At 72.0% G+C, this 14,626-nt stretch carries 12 protein-coding genes and 5 pseudogenes; 6 read left to right on the forward strand and 11 right to left on the reverse strand.

The window, feature by feature from the left end:
• Positions 1–382: 382 nt before the first annotated feature.
• On the reverse strand, positions 383–679 hold the full coding sequence (locus tag JHAT_RS32465) for a hypothetical protein (protein WP_077801863.1): 297 nt from the start codon (positions 677–679) through the stop codon (positions 383–385).
• A 332-nt stretch (positions 680–1,011) separates the two neighbouring features.
• Positions 1,012–1,762, reverse strand: a pseudogene (locus JHAT_RS32470) (transposase family protein).
• Positions 1,763–2,082: 320 nt separating this feature from the next.
• On the opposite strand from JHAT_RS32470, the gene JHAT_RS32475 reads away from it, so the two are divergent.
• Positions 2,083–2,784 (forward strand): response regulator transcription factor, encoded by a 702-nt coding sequence (locus JHAT_RS32475; protein ID WP_077801864.1) that lies wholly within the window; start codon positions 2,083–2,085, stop codon positions 2,782–2,784.
• Here JHAT_RS32475 and JHAT_RS32480 read toward each other — a convergent pair.
• The 6 genes and pseudogenes from JHAT_RS32480 to JHAT_RS34870 form a co-directional block, all read right to left on the reverse strand.
• On the reverse strand, positions 2,756–3,979 hold the full coding sequence (locus JHAT_RS32480; RefSeq protein ID WP_077801865.1) for a sensor histidine kinase: 1,224 nt from the start codon (positions 3,977–3,979) through the stop codon (positions 2,756–2,758). The genes JHAT_RS32475 and JHAT_RS32480 overlap by 29 nt on opposite strands.
• Positions 3,980–4,116: 137 nt before the next feature.
• Positions 4,117–5,487, reverse strand: a complete 1,371-nt coding sequence (locus JHAT_RS32485; protein ID WP_107482095.1) for an ABC transporter permease — start codon at positions 5,485–5,487, stop codon at positions 4,117–4,119.
• Positions 5,484–6,245, reverse strand: a complete 762-nt coding sequence (locus tag JHAT_RS32490) for an ABC transporter ATP-binding protein (RefSeq protein ID WP_077801867.1) — start codon at positions 6,243–6,245, stop codon at positions 5,484–5,486. The genes JHAT_RS32485 and JHAT_RS32490 overlap by 4 nt, the downstream gene beginning before the upstream one ends.
• Positions 6,246–6,325: 80 nt before the next feature.
• Positions 6,326–7,374 (reverse strand): annotated as a pseudogene (locus JHAT_RS36035) (Tn3 family transposase).
• A 711-nt stretch (positions 7,375–8,085) separates the two neighbouring features.
• Positions 8,086–9,210 (reverse strand): annotated as a pseudogene (locus tag JHAT_RS32500) (FAD-dependent oxidoreductase); the annotation flags it as partial.
• 67 nt (positions 9,211–9,277) lie between these two features.
• Complete coding sequence (locus JHAT_RS34870) at positions 9,278–9,430, reverse strand: hypothetical protein (RefSeq protein WP_171991168.1); 153 nt, start codon at positions 9,428–9,430, stop codon at positions 9,278–9,280.
• Between the two features lie 149 nt (positions 9,431–9,579).
• On the opposite strand from JHAT_RS34870, the gene JHAT_RS32505 reads away from it, so the two are divergent.
• On the forward strand, positions 9,580–10,191 hold the full coding sequence (locus tag JHAT_RS32505) for a TetR/AcrR family transcriptional regulator (RefSeq protein ID WP_077801870.1): 612 nt from the start codon (positions 9,580–9,582) through the stop codon (positions 10,189–10,191).
• Between the two features lie 89 nt (positions 10,192–10,280).
• A pseudogene (locus JHAT_RS35665) lies at positions 10,281–10,547 on the forward strand (sodium:solute symporter); the annotation flags it as partial.
• Between the two features lie 111 nt (positions 10,548–10,658).
• Here JHAT_RS35665 and JHAT_RS32515 read toward each other — a convergent pair.
• Positions 10,659–11,051: a hypothetical protein gene (locus JHAT_RS32515; RefSeq protein ID WP_253195683.1), complete on the reverse strand. Its 393-nt coding sequence runs from the start codon at positions 11,049–11,051 to the stop codon at positions 10,659–10,661.
• Between the two features lie 327 nt (positions 11,052–11,378).
• Between JHAT_RS32515 and JHAT_RS32520 the strand changes: the two genes are divergently transcribed.
• Together JHAT_RS32520 and JHAT_RS32525 are read left to right on the forward strand one after the other, a co-directional pair.
• A complete protein-coding gene (locus JHAT_RS32520) occupies positions 11,379–12,419 on the forward strand; it encodes a tetratricopeptide repeat protein (RefSeq protein ID WP_077801871.1) in 1,041 nt (346 codons plus the stop codon).
• Positions 12,410–13,441, forward strand: coding sequence for a polyprenyl synthetase family protein (locus JHAT_RS32525; protein WP_375603603.1), 1,032 nt, complete (start codon positions 12,410–12,412; stop codon positions 13,439–13,441). The genes JHAT_RS32520 and JHAT_RS32525 overlap by 10 nt, the downstream gene beginning before the upstream one ends.
• A gap of 34 nt (positions 13,442–13,475) precedes the next feature.
• Here JHAT_RS32525 and JHAT_RS32530 read toward each other — a convergent pair.
• A pseudogene (locus tag JHAT_RS32530) lies at positions 13,476–14,087 on the reverse strand (alginate lyase family protein); the annotation flags it as partial.
• A 10-nt stretch (positions 14,088–14,097) separates the two neighbouring features.
• Between JHAT_RS32530 and JHAT_RS34875 the strand changes: the two are divergent.
• Entirely contained in the window at positions 14,098–14,250 is a 153-nt protein-coding gene (locus tag JHAT_RS34875) for a hypothetical protein (RefSeq protein WP_171991169.1), read from the forward strand.
• A 15-nt stretch (positions 14,251–14,265) separates the two neighbouring features.
• Here JHAT_RS34875 and JHAT_RS32535 read toward each other — a convergent pair.
• Positions 14,266–14,626 (reverse strand): transglycosylase SLT domain-containing protein (locus tag JHAT_RS32535; RefSeq protein WP_077801872.1); only part of this gene is annotated, 361 nt, incomplete at its 5' end.

Here is a 14,626-nt window from a genome sequence, read left to right on the forward strand (position 1 = left end):
CGCAACACCCGCGCGCAGCGCGGGTGTTCGCTTGCCCATCGCGCAGCGATGGGGTACCCGCTCCGCGGGAGCGCTGGCGGGACGCTGCGCGTCCCGCTCACCCGCCTTGCTACGCAAGGCGGGTGACGCTCCGTCCGCTGCGCTCCCGGAGCTGCGGGGCCTACGGCCACCAGGTGGCCTCCGCTGCGCTCCAGCCACCTGGTGGCGCTACGCGCCACAACAGCCGGACCCGCTGCGCGGGCCGGCCAACGGGCCTTCGGCCCGAGCACCTGCAGGACCGGGCTCGTAATGGTCCGAAACGAGCTGTCAGCAGACCCCCTGCTCCGCCCCGTGACGGGGCACCATCGGTGCCCCGCTGACCCGCGAGAAGGGTGACAGGCCCTCAGGCGTGAGCATGACGGCGGGTACTCGGCAGCTTGTGCGGGGCAGCGTGGTGCACGGGCCGGCCCGTTGCGGGAACGGCGAGACGCCGCAGGGCGAGGCTCGCGGTGACGAGCAGTACGGCGAAGACGGCCAGGAGGAGAACGGACACCCACAACTGCCGACTCCCCGGAGCCTGCCAGCCCGTCCAGGCAGTGGTCCCCGTCCACAGCAGAATGGCCGCAACGTAGAAGGAGCGAATACGGCGCAGTTGCCGCACAGCCCGCAGGAACTGGATGCGTTCGGTCTTCGGTGCCATGCGGCACCGTGTACCCCGGAGCACCGCGCCCATCGGGGTCACAGGGAATCTTGTGGCAGAGGCCCGGTCGAAAGGTCTCGCAGGTCCGCATCTCGATGTGATGCAGCATGTAGCATTGGCGAAAAACGGGGACACCCGGTAGCGAAGTTTGGGGGGCGTATCGGCTTCGGCGCGTTAGGTGCGTGGCCCGTCCGCTTTCTGACAGCCACGGCCCATCAGGCCGGTGGAGAGGGGAAGTGCGCTGTGGATTCCGACGCGCCGAGGCCGAGCTCCTGGCCTGAGGTGGAGCCGTGGACACCGGCGCATCAGGCCGTGGAGATCAGTGAGCGTTTTCAGCGTTGCCTCTCCAGGGTGAGGACCGCGGCAGCGATGACCGTCATCCGGTTCGGGCTGCAGCGGCTTCGGCGGAAGATCCGCCAGGACTTCAGCCGGGCGACGCCTCGTTCGACGGGAGCACGGGCGTGGGCGAGTGCGCGGTTCAGCGTCCGCTCGGTCAGGGTGAGTTCTCCGTTGGGCGGGCGGCGGATGGCGGTGGTGACCCAGGAGCCGGCGCCGATGTAGGCGCGGTCGGCGACGATCGGGACGCCCTGGCGTTCGCAGATCCGGATGATCCGATGGGTGCGTGCGGCGGTCAGATCGTGAGCGCGGCCCGGCAGGGCCGGCGAGATCCATAGCAGCCGGCCTTCGGGATCGGTGACGACCTGCACGTTCACCCCATGGCGTCGGTGCTTGTGGGAGTAGTCGGTGCGTCCGTCGCCCAGGCGGTCGCACTCGCTGAGGGTGCCGTCCAGGAGCACGTAGTCGGGGTCGTGCTCACGCAAGGTCTTGAGCAGGCCCGGGGCCCGACCGGCCAGGAGTCTCACGACCGCGGTGGTGTAGGCGTGGGCGGTGCCGACGGATATGCCGAACCCGGCGGCGATCTGGGCGAGGGTTGTCGTGCTTGCGCAGGTAGGCGAGAGCGACGAGGGCGCGCTGGTGCGGCGGAAGCTTGCAGCGGCGGTCACCCTCACGGGTGACGATGAGCATCGTGACCCACTCGACCAGCGCATGAGGCAGGTCGAGTGCGGCAGGATAGGAAACCAACAGGGTTCCTGGACCGGCAGGTTGAGACTTCGAACACCTCACCCAACGGCGCGGGAGCCCTGTCCGTTGCGGTCACCGAAGCCATCACCCGATCGGTGGCGACGCTGAAAACGCTCAGTAAGTGTCGGACGTCACGGGGGAGGTTTGAACAGTGACCCCCATCCGAGCACGCACTTCACCAAGGCCGAGGTCGGTGGCAGGGGCGATGCCGCGCACGAGCAGTGGCGACGGCAGGTTCTTCGAGACGCCTGCATCGAGTACGTGGAGGCATCCCGTCTGTACGTGCGCGCCGAACGCCTGCCGGGCCCGATAATGGCGTCGTGATCGACAGGCGTCTGCGCGTGGTACTGGCCGAGGACTCCGTTGTTCTCCGTGACGGCATGGTCGAGCTGCTCGGCGCCCGCGGGTGTGAGGTGGTGGCCACCGCCGGGACGGCGCCCGGGTTGCTCGCCGCGGTGGTCGAGCACCGGCCCGACGTGGCCGTGGTGGATATCCGGATGCCGCCCACACAGACTGATGAGGGCATCCGCGCTGCCGTGGAGATCCGCGCGAGGACGCCCGAAGTCGGCATCGTGGTCTTTTCCCAGCACGTCGAGACCACCTGGGCCTCCCGGCTGCTGGCGGACGGTGCGGCGGGCATCGGGTACCTGTTGAAGGAACGCGTCGCCCGCACTTCCGAGTTCGTGGACGCGCTGTACCGGGTCGCCGACGGGGGCACGGCACTCGACCCGGAGATCGTCACCCAGCTGATGCGTGGTGGACGGCGCAGCCGGGTGGACACCCTGACGCCTCGCGAGCGCGCGGTGCTGAAGCTGATGGCACAAGGGCACTCCAACCGCTCCGTCGCCGCGCTGCTGGTGGTGTCGGAGCGGGCGGTGGAGAAACACGTCGCCGCCGTCTTCACCAAATTCGGTCTACGGGCGACGGACACCGACAACCGCCGGGTGAAGGCCGTACTCACCTATCTGGCGGAGAACGGGAGTCGATCGGCCGTCACAGACGCGTCGGCAGCTCGGCGGTGACCACAGTCGGTCCGCCGGGCGGGCTGTCGATGCGCAGGGCGCCGTCCACCGCCGCGAGCCGCTCGGCCAGGCCCGTCAGGCCGGTGCCGACGCCGAGCGCCGCACCGCCGCGGCCGTCGTCGCGCACGGACAGGTGGACCCGGCCGTCGTTCGCGCTCGCCTCGAGTTCGGCCGAGCGGGCACCACTGTGCTTGGCGACGTTGGTGAGCAGCTCGGCGGCGCAGAAGTAGAGGGCCCGTTCGACCACTTGGTCCGGTCGTTCCGGCAGGTTCAGGCGGAGGGTGACCGGCACTGGCGAGGTGGCGGTGAGCCCTGGCAATGCCTCGCTGAGGCCGCCGTCCAGCGTCACCGGGTGAATGCCGCGAGTGAGCCGCCGCAGTTCAGTGACGGTGTCGTCGGTCTGGCCGCGGGCGCGGTCCACCAGGGTGCGCAGCCGTACGAGGTCCGGGCCGGAGGCGTGAGCGAGCGCGTCTTCGGCCAGCGAGAGGGTGATGGCCAGGGCGACCAGTCGAGCTTGGGTGCCATCGTGCAGGTCACGCTCCAGGCGGCGGAGCTGGTCGGTGTTCTGCGCGAGGAGGGTGGCGCGGGCGGTCTCCAGCTCCCGGACGCGCCGCTGGGCACGGGCCGGTCCGAGCAGCAGCCGGGCGAGCCGCCGGTTCGCTCCGCTCAGCACCCGAACGGCGCCGGGCACTGCGGACAGGATCACCAGGCCCAGCGGCATGGAGGCGGCATCCAGCCAAGTGGCGGGCTGCGGGCCCGGTTCCAGCAGGCGTCCCCAGAGCGGGAAGCCGATCAGCCAGCCGCAGCCAAGGGGAAGCGCCACTGCGGCGGCGAACCCGAGCACGCCGAGCGGCAACCGCAGCACCAGATAGAGCAGCGACCGCCAGGCGGTCGGGTCGGTCAGCACGACACGACCATGGGCGACCACACCCACTGGGCGGGGCAGTTCGGCCGGCGCCTCGACGTGCTCGCCGAGCAACCGGCCGACCAGTTGCCGGTGCAGCGCGCCGAGACCACGCGCGCCTATCAGCGCGGCGGCCACGAACGGCAGGCCGAACACGGTGAGCGAGAGCAGCGTCCCCGCGTAAAGGACGGAGAGTGCGTAGGCTCCGCCGAGCAGGGCGAGCGGCAGCCCGACGACGGCGAAGGCCCATTCGCCGCCCCGGACGGAGAGGTGTGGCCGCTGCTCAGCCACGGTCGGCCCCGGGGACCTGAGCAGGCCCGCCCGAGGCGGGCGACAGCGTCGAGTCGGCGGGCGGCGTGCCCGTCACCGTGTTCCGGGTGGGTGTCTGTTCGCAGGCTGTACCCTCGGCAGCCGGCCCGTCGCCACGCTCAGTCACGGCTACCTCCCACCAGCTCCGCCGCCGGACCGCGAACCGCCCGCAGGCCCGTGGCCAGGATGCCGGGGACGGTCAGCCCCGTCGCGCCCGCGGCGATCCACCAGCAGCCGGCCACCGGGAGGGACGGCAACGGCGACGCGCTCACCGCCGTGCTGAACGCCGCCGACGCGGCGCCCGCGACCGCCGCGCCGAGCAGGACGCCCACCGCCGTGGTCAGCACCGCCTCCGCGGTCAGCATGCGCAGCAGTTGCGACTGGGTCGCGCCGACCAGCCGCAGCAGTGCGAACTCGCGGCGCCGTTCGGCGGTCACGGCGGCCAGGGTGTTGACGGTGGAGACGGCGGTGAAGCAGACGAGCAGCGCCAACTCGACCTGACGCAGCCAGACATCCGTGGCGGAAGTGACGCTGGACGCCGCTGCGCCCGCAGCGTGCTCGGCGGTACTTGTCATGATCAGCATGGTGCCCGACAGGCCCACGAGCAGTGCGACCGGCACCACGGCGGACGACAGTCGCCGCGCGTACCCGCGCAGGTTGGCGTCGGCCAGCCATCCCGCACCGGGTGCCAGCGCCCGTACCGGTGCGCCCAGCGCGGCCGCCAGGACGCGCGCCGCGAGCGGCCCCGCCAGAGCGACCGCGACCAGCAGTACCAGCGAGCCGAGCAACGCCGCCTGCCCCGTCTTGTCCACCTGCTCCGCCGGCCGCGTCGCGGCCAGCCGAAGCAGCAGGCCGCCGCCCATCAGCACGCCGACTGCGGCGAGCAGGCGCAGTGCACCCGTCCGCCCCTGTTCGGTCGAACTCGCCGTGAGGGCGGCCGCGGGCGGGATCCGGGAGATCCGCCGCGCCGCCACGGCCGAGGCCGCCAGGCCGACGGCCAGTGCGATGGCCAGCGCCACGAGCATCGGTATCGGGGTCCCCGGCACCCGCACGCCCGGCGCCGCCATCCCTCGCCGCTGCAGCTCGGTGAGGAAGCTCTGGGCCGCTGCGGTGCCAACGGCCCCGCCCGGCACGGTCACCAACAGCGTGGTCATGATGACCTGGCCACGGACCAGACGCCGCACCTGGCGGGGCGTCGCCGCGATGGTGCGCAGCAGGGCCAGCTCCCGGTGCTGCTGGCGGAGCGCGAACCCCAGCGCATTGACCACGACGAAGAACGCGACCAGCACGGCGATCTCACCGAAGGCGCCGGCGATCACCATCAGGCTGGGCCCGGTCGTCGCCTTCCGGGCTGCCGCCGGGGCGGTGATGTCGGTGGCGAACAGCGAGCCGAACAGCGTCAGGGTGGCGACGGCGAGGAAAAGCGCGACTGCCAGACCGACGAAGGCAGCCGGACGGCGGCGCATCTGCCCGAGCGCGAGCAGGGTCACAGCCCTCCCCCGCCCAGCCGGCTCAGGCATTCGCCGACCTGGGCGGCAGTGGGTCGGTCGAGCTCGTCCACCACCACGCCGTCGGCGAGCAGCAGCACCCGGTCCGCGTACCCGGCGGCCACCGGATCGTGGGTCACCATCACGCAGGTCCTGCCGTCCTCGTCCACACCGGCGCGCAGCAGGGCGAGGATCTCGTGGCCGGTGGTCCGGTCGAGCGCGCCGGTCGGCTCGTCGGCGAACAGCACCGGAGGACGGGAGACCAGTGCCCGGGCGATGGCCACCCGCTGCTGCTGGCCACCGGACAGCTGCCCTGGCCGGTGTCGCTCGCGTCCGGCCAGTCCCACCCGGTCGAGCGCGTCGAGCACCCGGCCCCGGTCGTGCCGTTCGCCGGCCAGTCGGCCGGGAAGCTCGATATTCTGCGCGACCGTCATCGCGGGCATCAGATTGAACGCCTGGAACACGAACCCGACCCGACTGCGCCGCAGTGCCGCCAGCCGCCGCTCGGGCAGCCGGGACACCTCAGTACCGCCCCACCAGACGGAGCCCCGAGTGGGTCGGTCCATCCCCGCCAGGCAGTGCAGCAAAGTGGTCTTGCCGGAGCCCGAGGGCCCCATCACCGCCGTGAACGTTCCAGGCGCAAAGGCCACCGACACCCCGCGCAACGCCCGCACGGCGGCGGTGCCGCGTCCGTACTCACGGTGCAGGTTTTCTGCTCGGGCGGTTGTGCCCGTCCCTATGTCCGTCGCCGTCTCAGCCATGTCCTCATCCTCGGCGGGCAAAGGACGGCGATCGATCGTGCCCGCCCCCGAATCGGGGGTTCGGGAAACCGAACCCCCGGTCATCGGCGGACGACCGAGCGGACCGGCCGGGAGGAACTCACGCCGATGGGCCGCCGGTGGGAGACTGCGGCCCGTGTCCGGGTTCGCGAGAAAGTGGACAGAACTGGTTCGAAGCCCATGCCGTCTCGGCCGGGTTCCCCTTGGTTCCGCGGGGCAGTACCGGTGCTGATCAGCGCCCTGGCCGGGGCCTGACGCTCAGTCCTGCCCGCCGCGGTCGTCCTCGTCATCGGCGTGCGGGTCACGCAACTGCCGCAGACCCGGCGCGGCAGGCCGGGGGAAGGCGTAGCGGCCGAGGAAGGTGATGTGGTCGTACTGGAGTGGGGAGAGGCGGTGAGAAGCTCGTCGGTGACCGGGAAGCCGTCGGCAGCCAGCTGCTTGACGGCGGTGTCGATGTAGAGGCTGTTGAACAGCACCACGGAGTTGAGGGCCAGGCCGAGGGCGCCGAGTTGGTCCTCCATGCCTTCGCGGTGGTGCTGGCGCGGTTCGCCGCGCTGCCCGAGGAAGGTCTTCCGGGCGAGGCGGTGGCGAGCTTCGTGACGTTGAGCTGGGCGCCGATCATCCGCCGGTATCCCTCGTCGGAGACGAACTGGAGCAGGTGCAGGGTCTTGGAGATCCGTCCGCAGCGGGCGAACGCGTCGCCCAGCCCGGTCGGCTCGCCGTCCCGGGAGAGCATGCGGATCAGGTCGTGCCCGCGGACTTCGCCCGGGGTGGGCGACCCGGCCACGCGGAGCATGTCGCACCAGTGGGCGCGTATCCGGTCCAGGCGGATGGTGTGGTTCGGGACCGGCTGGAGCGGGCCGTAGTCGGCCGCGGTGTTCGTCCGTCACAGCCGGGCGTCGGAGATGTCGGCGGTCCTCGGCGAGAACTGGTAGCCGCAGATCGCGAACAGGCCGAAGACGATGTCGGAGTACGACGCGGTGTCGGTGATGACGGTCTGCGGCCTCGGGCCGCCGTCGCGGGCGTGGATGGCGTCCAGGATGAACAGCGAGTCGCGCAGCGTGCCCGGCACGACCACCCCGCCCAGCCCCATCACCTGGTCGTTCACCACGTCCAGCCAGGTGGCGCCCTTGTGTCGCAGCCCGAAATACCGGGGGGCGAACCCGCGTGCAAAGTCTTCACCGGCGCGGTGAAGCGGACCCCGTCAGCGGAGGCGACCAGGCCGCCGCCCCACGCCCTCACCACTCTGACCGCCGCCGGAGTTGGCCGGGCAGCCCGGACCATCAGGGTGCCCGCCCTTGGTGGCGTCTTTCAGCGGCGCAGGACGCTCACGACGCGTTCCCCACCCGGGATCGGGGCGCCTGCGCCCGCTGTACGACCCGAACGCCCCGATCTCGCAGGACGAGGAAGGCGAAAGGCAGCGCACTTTGAGCCGGGCCGTCCGGCAGGTGTCGGTGAGGGCGGCCGGGTGAGGTTCGCTTCCGGTACGAGGTCAGCGCGTATCCGTAGGAGGCCGTACGGCTGTGAACGGGAGCGACAGGATCATGGACTTGGCCATGCCGGACATGGTGCCGCCGGTCAGTTCGGCGGTGCACTTGATCTTCATCCTGACCGGCGAGGTGACCACCGCGGTGAAGCGCACGGTGGTTCCCTCGATGCGCCCGTCGGTGATCGGCCTGCCGCCGTACGTGCCGACCAGAGTCGTGCCGACGGTGGCCAGGACCAGTTCAGCGGTCTCCTCGCCACCGCCGGTCTTGAAGGTGAGGTTCCAGGTTCCGTCAACCTCCCTTTGTTCCTTGAGCTTCTGCTGCAGGGCGCGGGCCTCGTCCTCGCCGCCGGGCTGCTCGTCCACCTCCAGGAGGAAGCCGGCGCCGCCGACGAGGGCCTCGGCCAGGTCGGTGGATCGCGGCAGCATGGTCTTCTCGTAGGCGCGGACGGCCTCGTCGACGGTGGGGTGGGTGGCCAGGGCGAGAGCAAGGTCGTGGGCGTCGAGCATGGCCAGGTTGACGCCGACGCCGATCGGCGGCATGAGGTGTGCGGCGTCGCCGAGCAGGGTCACGGTGGGCACGTGGTCCCAGGTGTGCGGTGCCGGGAGGACGAACAACGGCCGGTCGGCGTAGGGGCCGTCGTTGTTGCTGATCATTTGCTGCATGCTGGGTGCCCATCCGGTGAACTCATCCAGCAGGTGTGCGCGGATGCCGGCGGTGTCCTCGGCGGTCAGACCGGCTGCGGTGATCCAGTCGGCCGGCGCGCGCCGGATGATGTAGACCCGGATGTGCCCACCGCTGTTGCGCTGGGCGAACAGCGCGCGGTCGCCGTCGGTAGCGGTCGCGCTGCCGTTGCCGACCAGCGCTGAAAGATCGGCGTGGCGGTTTTCGACGTCGTCGAACCACGCTTCTGTGAAGGTGACCCCGGAGTAGTACGGGACAGCCGCCGAGACGGCCGGGCGGACCCGGGAGAACGCGCCGTCCGCTCCGACGACCAGATCGGTCTCGACACTCGTTCCGTCGGTGAAGCGCAGAACGCGCGGACCCTCGGCGGGGCCGGCGACCGAGGCGAGGGTGCGGCCCCATTGCACCGTGCCCGGTGCGAGGGAGCTGAGGAGCAGGTCGCGCAGTTGGCCGCGGTCGATCTCCGGCTTGTAGAAGTCGTCCTCGTCCGGGATCTGATCGAGCAGGACGTTGCCGGCGGTGTCCCAGCGGCGCATCTGCTGTCCTTCCGGGCGCGCCAGCTTCCAGAACTGCTGGATCAGGCCCGCCTCGCGCAGTGCGAGCTGGCCGTCGTCGGCGTGCAGGTCGAGACTGCCGCCCTGGTCGCGGGCGTCGGCGTCCGGGTCGCGGTCGTAGACCGTGACGTCGATGCCGTGCTTTTGCAAGATACGGGCGCATGTCAGGCCGCCGGGGCCGGCCCCGATGATCGAGATGCGGGGGGTGGGTGTGGTGTTCACGGGGGTGCTCCGTTCGTGAGGGGCACGGCGGTCGCTGTGCCGGTGCGCTGTCTGGCAGGTGCAGAGGTCAGCCGGCGGTTGTGGCGGAGGTGAGCGTGCTCGCGGGGGCGGGCGGCGGGCCTGCCTTCTGCAGCGGGACCTCGACGCCGAGCAGCACCCGGCGCACGTTCTTCGGCGTGGCCGCAGGGCCGGCGGGAGGGAGAGGTACAGACGCGGACATGACTGATCACTCCTTTCGGGCAGGGAAGGTGAAAAGGGGATGTGGTCCGGCGCAGCGCCCTCCACCCACTCCTCCAGAAGAGCACACCAACCCAATTAGTGCAACGGATGCACTTTTGAAGTTGAGCAACTGAAGGGTAGGCTCCGGACATGACCGACACCGAGACCGGCGCCGCACCCGCACCGATGGGGCGCCGTGAGCGCAAGAAGGCCGCCACCCGCCAGGCCATCGCCGACGCCGCGCTGCGCCTGTTCCTGGAGCGGGGGTACGACGATGTGGGCATCCGCGAGATCGCGGACGCCGCCGACGTGTCCACCACGACGCTGTTCAAGCACTTCCCGGTCAAGGAAGCCCTCGTCTTCGACGAGGACGCCGACCAGGAGTCCCGCCTGCTCGCTGCCGTACGCGAACGCCCCGAAGGCCAGTCCGTCCCCGCGGCCCTGCGCGAGCACGCGCTGCGCCACCGGATGGCGGCCGCGGACGGCGACGCCCGCTTCACCGCGTTCTTCGACCTGGTCAGCAGCACCCCGGCCTTGCGTGACTACGTCCAGGCCATGTGGCTGCGTCATACCGACGCCCTGGCCCAGGTCATCGCCGAGGAGAGCGGCCTGCCCGAGAACGACCCCGCCTGCGCCGCCCTGGCCCACTTCGCCCTCGAAGCGCCGCGCGCTGCGCGCAGTCACGGCGACGACGCCCGCCAGGCCATCACCGTCGCCTTCGACCTCCTCGACAACGGCTGGCGCGCCCTCACTTCCCCGTGACCGAGCCTCGGCACCGCGCCCCGTTCACGCGCCGCAGCAGATCACCAGTTCCAGAAGGCCGGCCTCCTGTCGTCAAACGAACGAATGACGTCGGCGGAGTGTTCACCCGCTGGTTCCACCGCTGGGCCCTGCTCGCCGGCCGGGCGGTCGGCATGATCTACGGCACCCTTGCCGCCTACGGTGTCGCCTCGCCCACGCAGGAGCACTTCGGCGGCTCGGCGAAGGAGATCCCGGGCAGCGGCCGGACCGGCTGCATCGGCCTGACGGCGTTCGTGCTCAATGTCGCCGTGACGGTGGTCCGCACCTTCGTCCTGAAGGCGGCCGACGTCCCCGAGGGCATCGACGCCACAGCACCCGGGGGACTGCACCGCGGGATACGGCGGAAACCGAAGCCGTGTCAGCTGCCAGCCGCCGCCCGGGCACTTCACCTGCCCCCGGCCCCAGTTGAGAGCCCGGTCCACGGATGCCTACGCCGCCGCCCTGACGCCGAGCGGGTTCAGGGCGGCGGCCACCGTCTTTCGCAACGACACGGCGTCGGCACCGGCACGCGAACGCAAGCCCGCCCCGTGGGCGAGCAACGCCGGCAGATCCGCGGAAGCACCGGGACCGGCCCCGGGGGCCAGCTGCCCCCGGCGCTCGGCGGTGACCAGTGCTGCGTACATCGCCTCGCGCAACTCCCGGTGGTACTGGTCCAGGACGCCGCGCACCTTCGGATCACTGTTCTCGACCCCGGCATGCGCGTCGGAGACCATGCAGCCCCACTGGGCGTACTCACCCGAGCAGCGCGCCTCGGCCAGGCCGGCGAAGAACTCGGAGACGGCCGGCAGAGCCCGCTCGTCCTCGGCCGGGCGCCGGGACATCGCTCTTCGTGCTGCTGGAGCGGTACGACCGCCTCATCGACGTCGAGACGACGAGCAGCCGCTGACGCAGGACGGCGGGCGGTGGGCCTCCTCGCTCGCGGAGGAGGCCCACCGCCCGGCTGATGTGTGCGCGCTCGGTGCCGTCGCGCCTTTCGTCGATCAGCGGAGGCAACCCCGGACCGAGATCCTCCGTCTTGACGGAGGACGAACGGGCCGCAGCCCTCTCTCCCCTCCCCCGGCAGAAGGGCTGAGACCGCCGGCCTATACACCCGACGTATACGCGATGTGTATACGGGGGTGTCCGGGCCACCGAACGGAAAGGCTTCGATGTACGGCAAGGCATTCGCCCCGGAGTACCAGGGCGCCCTCACCACCCTGTCCGTCAACGCACCGCTGGCGGACGTGCTCGCGGCCGGCACCGAGCAGATGCAGGAGGCCGTACGGGCCGGACGGACCGCCGAGGCGGCGCGCACGGGCCTGGCGGTCGCCGAAGCGCACCGGCGCCTCGGGCAGGTACACGAGGCCGAGCGGGCCTGGAAGGCGAGTTACCGCACGGCCCGGGAGGCCGGAGACCTCGCGGGCATGGCCTGGGCGCTCTGGAGCGGCGGCACCCTGGCCCGCCAACGAGGCGCGTTCCCGCTGGCCCGCCGGCTGCTCGCACTCGCCGCCGAGCTCGGCGAGCAGGCGGGGGACGTCGTCGTCCGCGGGTACTCGCTGGCAGGTCTCGCCGAGACCGGCCGCATCCAGGGGGACTACGAGGCCGTGGGCCGGCTGCACGAGCAACTGCTCGACGAGGCCCGCAAGCGCGGGGAGGCCCGCCACACCGTCTGGGCGCTGGAGGGCATCGCCCAGATGCGGCGCAACACCGGCCAGCACGACAGCGCCCACGCACTGTTCGCCGAGGCGGCCGAGATATCCGCCCGCGCCGACGACCGGCGCGGGCACGCCTGGGCCCTGCGCGGCCTCGCCGACGTCGTCTCCGTGCGCGACGGCGACACCGAGCGGGCCCTGTCCCTGCTGTCGCAGGCCGAGGCCACGTGCAGGGAGATGAAACTGAAGAGCGCCCTCGCCTACAACCTCAAGATGCGGGGCAACGTCCTCTACCGCGCCGGGCGCTACGCCGAGGCGCGTGACCTGTACCGGGACGCGCTGGCGGAGTTCCGTGAGATGACCGAGCCGCGCGGTGAGACGCTGGCCCGGCTCGGGCTGGCCAAGGCACTGGCCCGACTGGGCTGTGACCGCGCCGCGACGGCGGCCGAACTCGCCGAACTCGCCCGTCTGACCGAGCGGATCGGACTGCGGCACGCCCGGGAGATGGTCGCCCGGGCCCAGGCGGAGTTCGTCCCGGACGGGGAGGTCTGCGCGTGACGGTGACGGCCGTACCGGCGGCACCGGCCCAGATCGTCGACCGGTGCGCGCGGTTGACCCGGCCGGCGTTGCGGGAGGCCGTCGGCCGACTGCACCCCTGGGTCGGGGAGATGGCCGCCTACTCCTTCGGCTGGTGCGACGCGGGCGGCGCGCCGGTCACCGCCCCCGGTGGCAAGGGCCTACGGCAGGCACTGGCCGTGCTCGGTGCGGAGATCGCCGGAGCGCCCCCGGAGACAGGGGTGCCCGCCGCCGTCGCGGTGGAACTGGTGCACACCTTCTCGCTCCTGCACGACGACATCATGGACGGCGACCCGGTGCGGCGGAGCCGTCCCGCCGTCTGGCGGGCGTACGGGACCGGCCCCGCCGTCCTCGCCGGCGACGCCCTCTTCGCGCTCGCCGTCGACACCCTCGCCACGTCCGCCGGCGGGATCGAGGGCGTACGGCTGCTGTCGGCGGCGCTGGGCGACCTGGTGCGCGGACAGGCCGACGACCTGCTGTTCGCGGGGCGCCCGTGGACCGGGCCACGCCGCGTGCGGAGCACGGAGTACCGGCACATGGCCGAGGGCAAGACCGGTTCGCTGCTGGGCTGTTCGCTGGCCCTGGGGGCGCTGACCGCCGGCGCGTCCCCCGCCGTGGTGGCCGGCCTCGACCGGGCCGGCCGGCAGGCGGGGGTCGCCTTCCAGATCGCGGACGACGTGCTGGGCACCTGGGGCGATCCCGCCGTCACCGGCAAGCCGGTGCACGGGGACCTGCGCGAGCGGAAGAAGACCCTGCCGGTGGTGTCCGCCCTGGAAAGCGGCCGCCCCGCCGCCCGTCGTCTCGCCGCTGTGCTCGAAGCGGACGGGGACGTGGCCAGGGCGGCGGAGCTGGCCGAGGAAGCGGGGGGACGCGCGGCGGCGCTCGCCGTGGCGCGGCGGTGCAGGGCCTCGGCGCTGTCGGAGCTCGACCGGATCCGGGCTCCCGCCCGGCCGGCCCGCGACCTGCGGGCGCTGCTGGACGGTGTGGCGGTGCGCAGCCAGTGACGAGGTCCGGGGCCCGGACGGCGGGCCCCGACGCTCATCCGGCGATCGAGTCCGGCTGCTTTGGCGCCGGGCGCAGCAGCCGCAGGTCGCCTCCCGGCGGCGCTTTTGAGGAAGCGAGGGCCTTACCGGCCCGGCTGTCTCCCGCGCCGGCGGCCGCGTGGACGACGTCGGTCGCGGCGCAGCGGTGGAACTCCAGTTCCGGATGCGGCCAGGCGGCGGCCCCGGTGGCGGCGGGGAGCAGGTAGTCGACGGCCTGGAACAGGCTCCGTCCGTCCGGGCCCTCGTAGCCCCACAGGTCCACACCCACGTGCTGGCCGACCGCGGCCAGCCGGGTGTGGGCGACCAGGGTGAAGGCGGAGTAGTGCCAGCTCCGGATGCGGGCCGGCTCCTGGGGCCGGCTGCCGTCGGCGGCGATCTGCGGGATGATGCGTGTGGCCGCCGCCTGCCGGACGGTACGGCGTGCCAGGTCCTCGTCGCCCGTCGCGTACACGGGGGCCGCGAGCTGCATGTCCTAGAAGGTGCCGTGGTTGTTGGTGGCGGCGCTCTCCTGGTGGCCGAAGTCGCTGTCGCGCAGCCAGCGCGGGAAGTCCTCGTTCCACCGGGTCATCGCGGCACAGCCCCCGGCGGACCAGCCGGAGGCGCCGGAGAGCTGGGCGGTGACCGTGACAGTAACCGTTGCCTTCGTCCCGGCCGGGGCTTGGGCCGCCTTCGGCGTGACGGCCGGTTACGAGGTTCCCGGCGACCCGGGCACGCCCGAGGGCGGAGAGCTGCTGGAAGTGCTGTACGCGGAACTCGATGTGGACGGGTGACGAACGCCGGGTGGCTCAGTACGCGGAGTTGACGTTGTCGATGGAGCCGTAGCGGTGGGCGGCGTAGTTGGCTGCGGCGGTGATGTTGGCGACCGGGTCGGTGGAGCTGTTGGCGGTGCCGGCGACGTGGAATGCCTTGAACGTGGGGTCGATGACCTGGAGCAGGCCCTTGGAGGGGGTGCCGTTCTTGGCGTTGACGTCGTAGTTGTTCTGGGCGTTGGGGTTGCCGCTGGACTCGCGCATGATGTTGCGGTGCAGGCCCTCGTAGGTGCCCGGAATGCCCTTGGCCTTCATGACGGCCAGGGACTGCTTGATCCAGCCGTCGAGGTTGTTCGCCCCGTCCTTGGCACCGGCGGGGCCGGCGGCCTTGGAGGCG

The organism is Streptomyces sp. JHA26 (assembly GCF_002005565.1).
Lineage (GTDB): Bacteria > Actinomycetota > Actinomycetes > Streptomycetales > Streptomycetaceae > Streptomyces.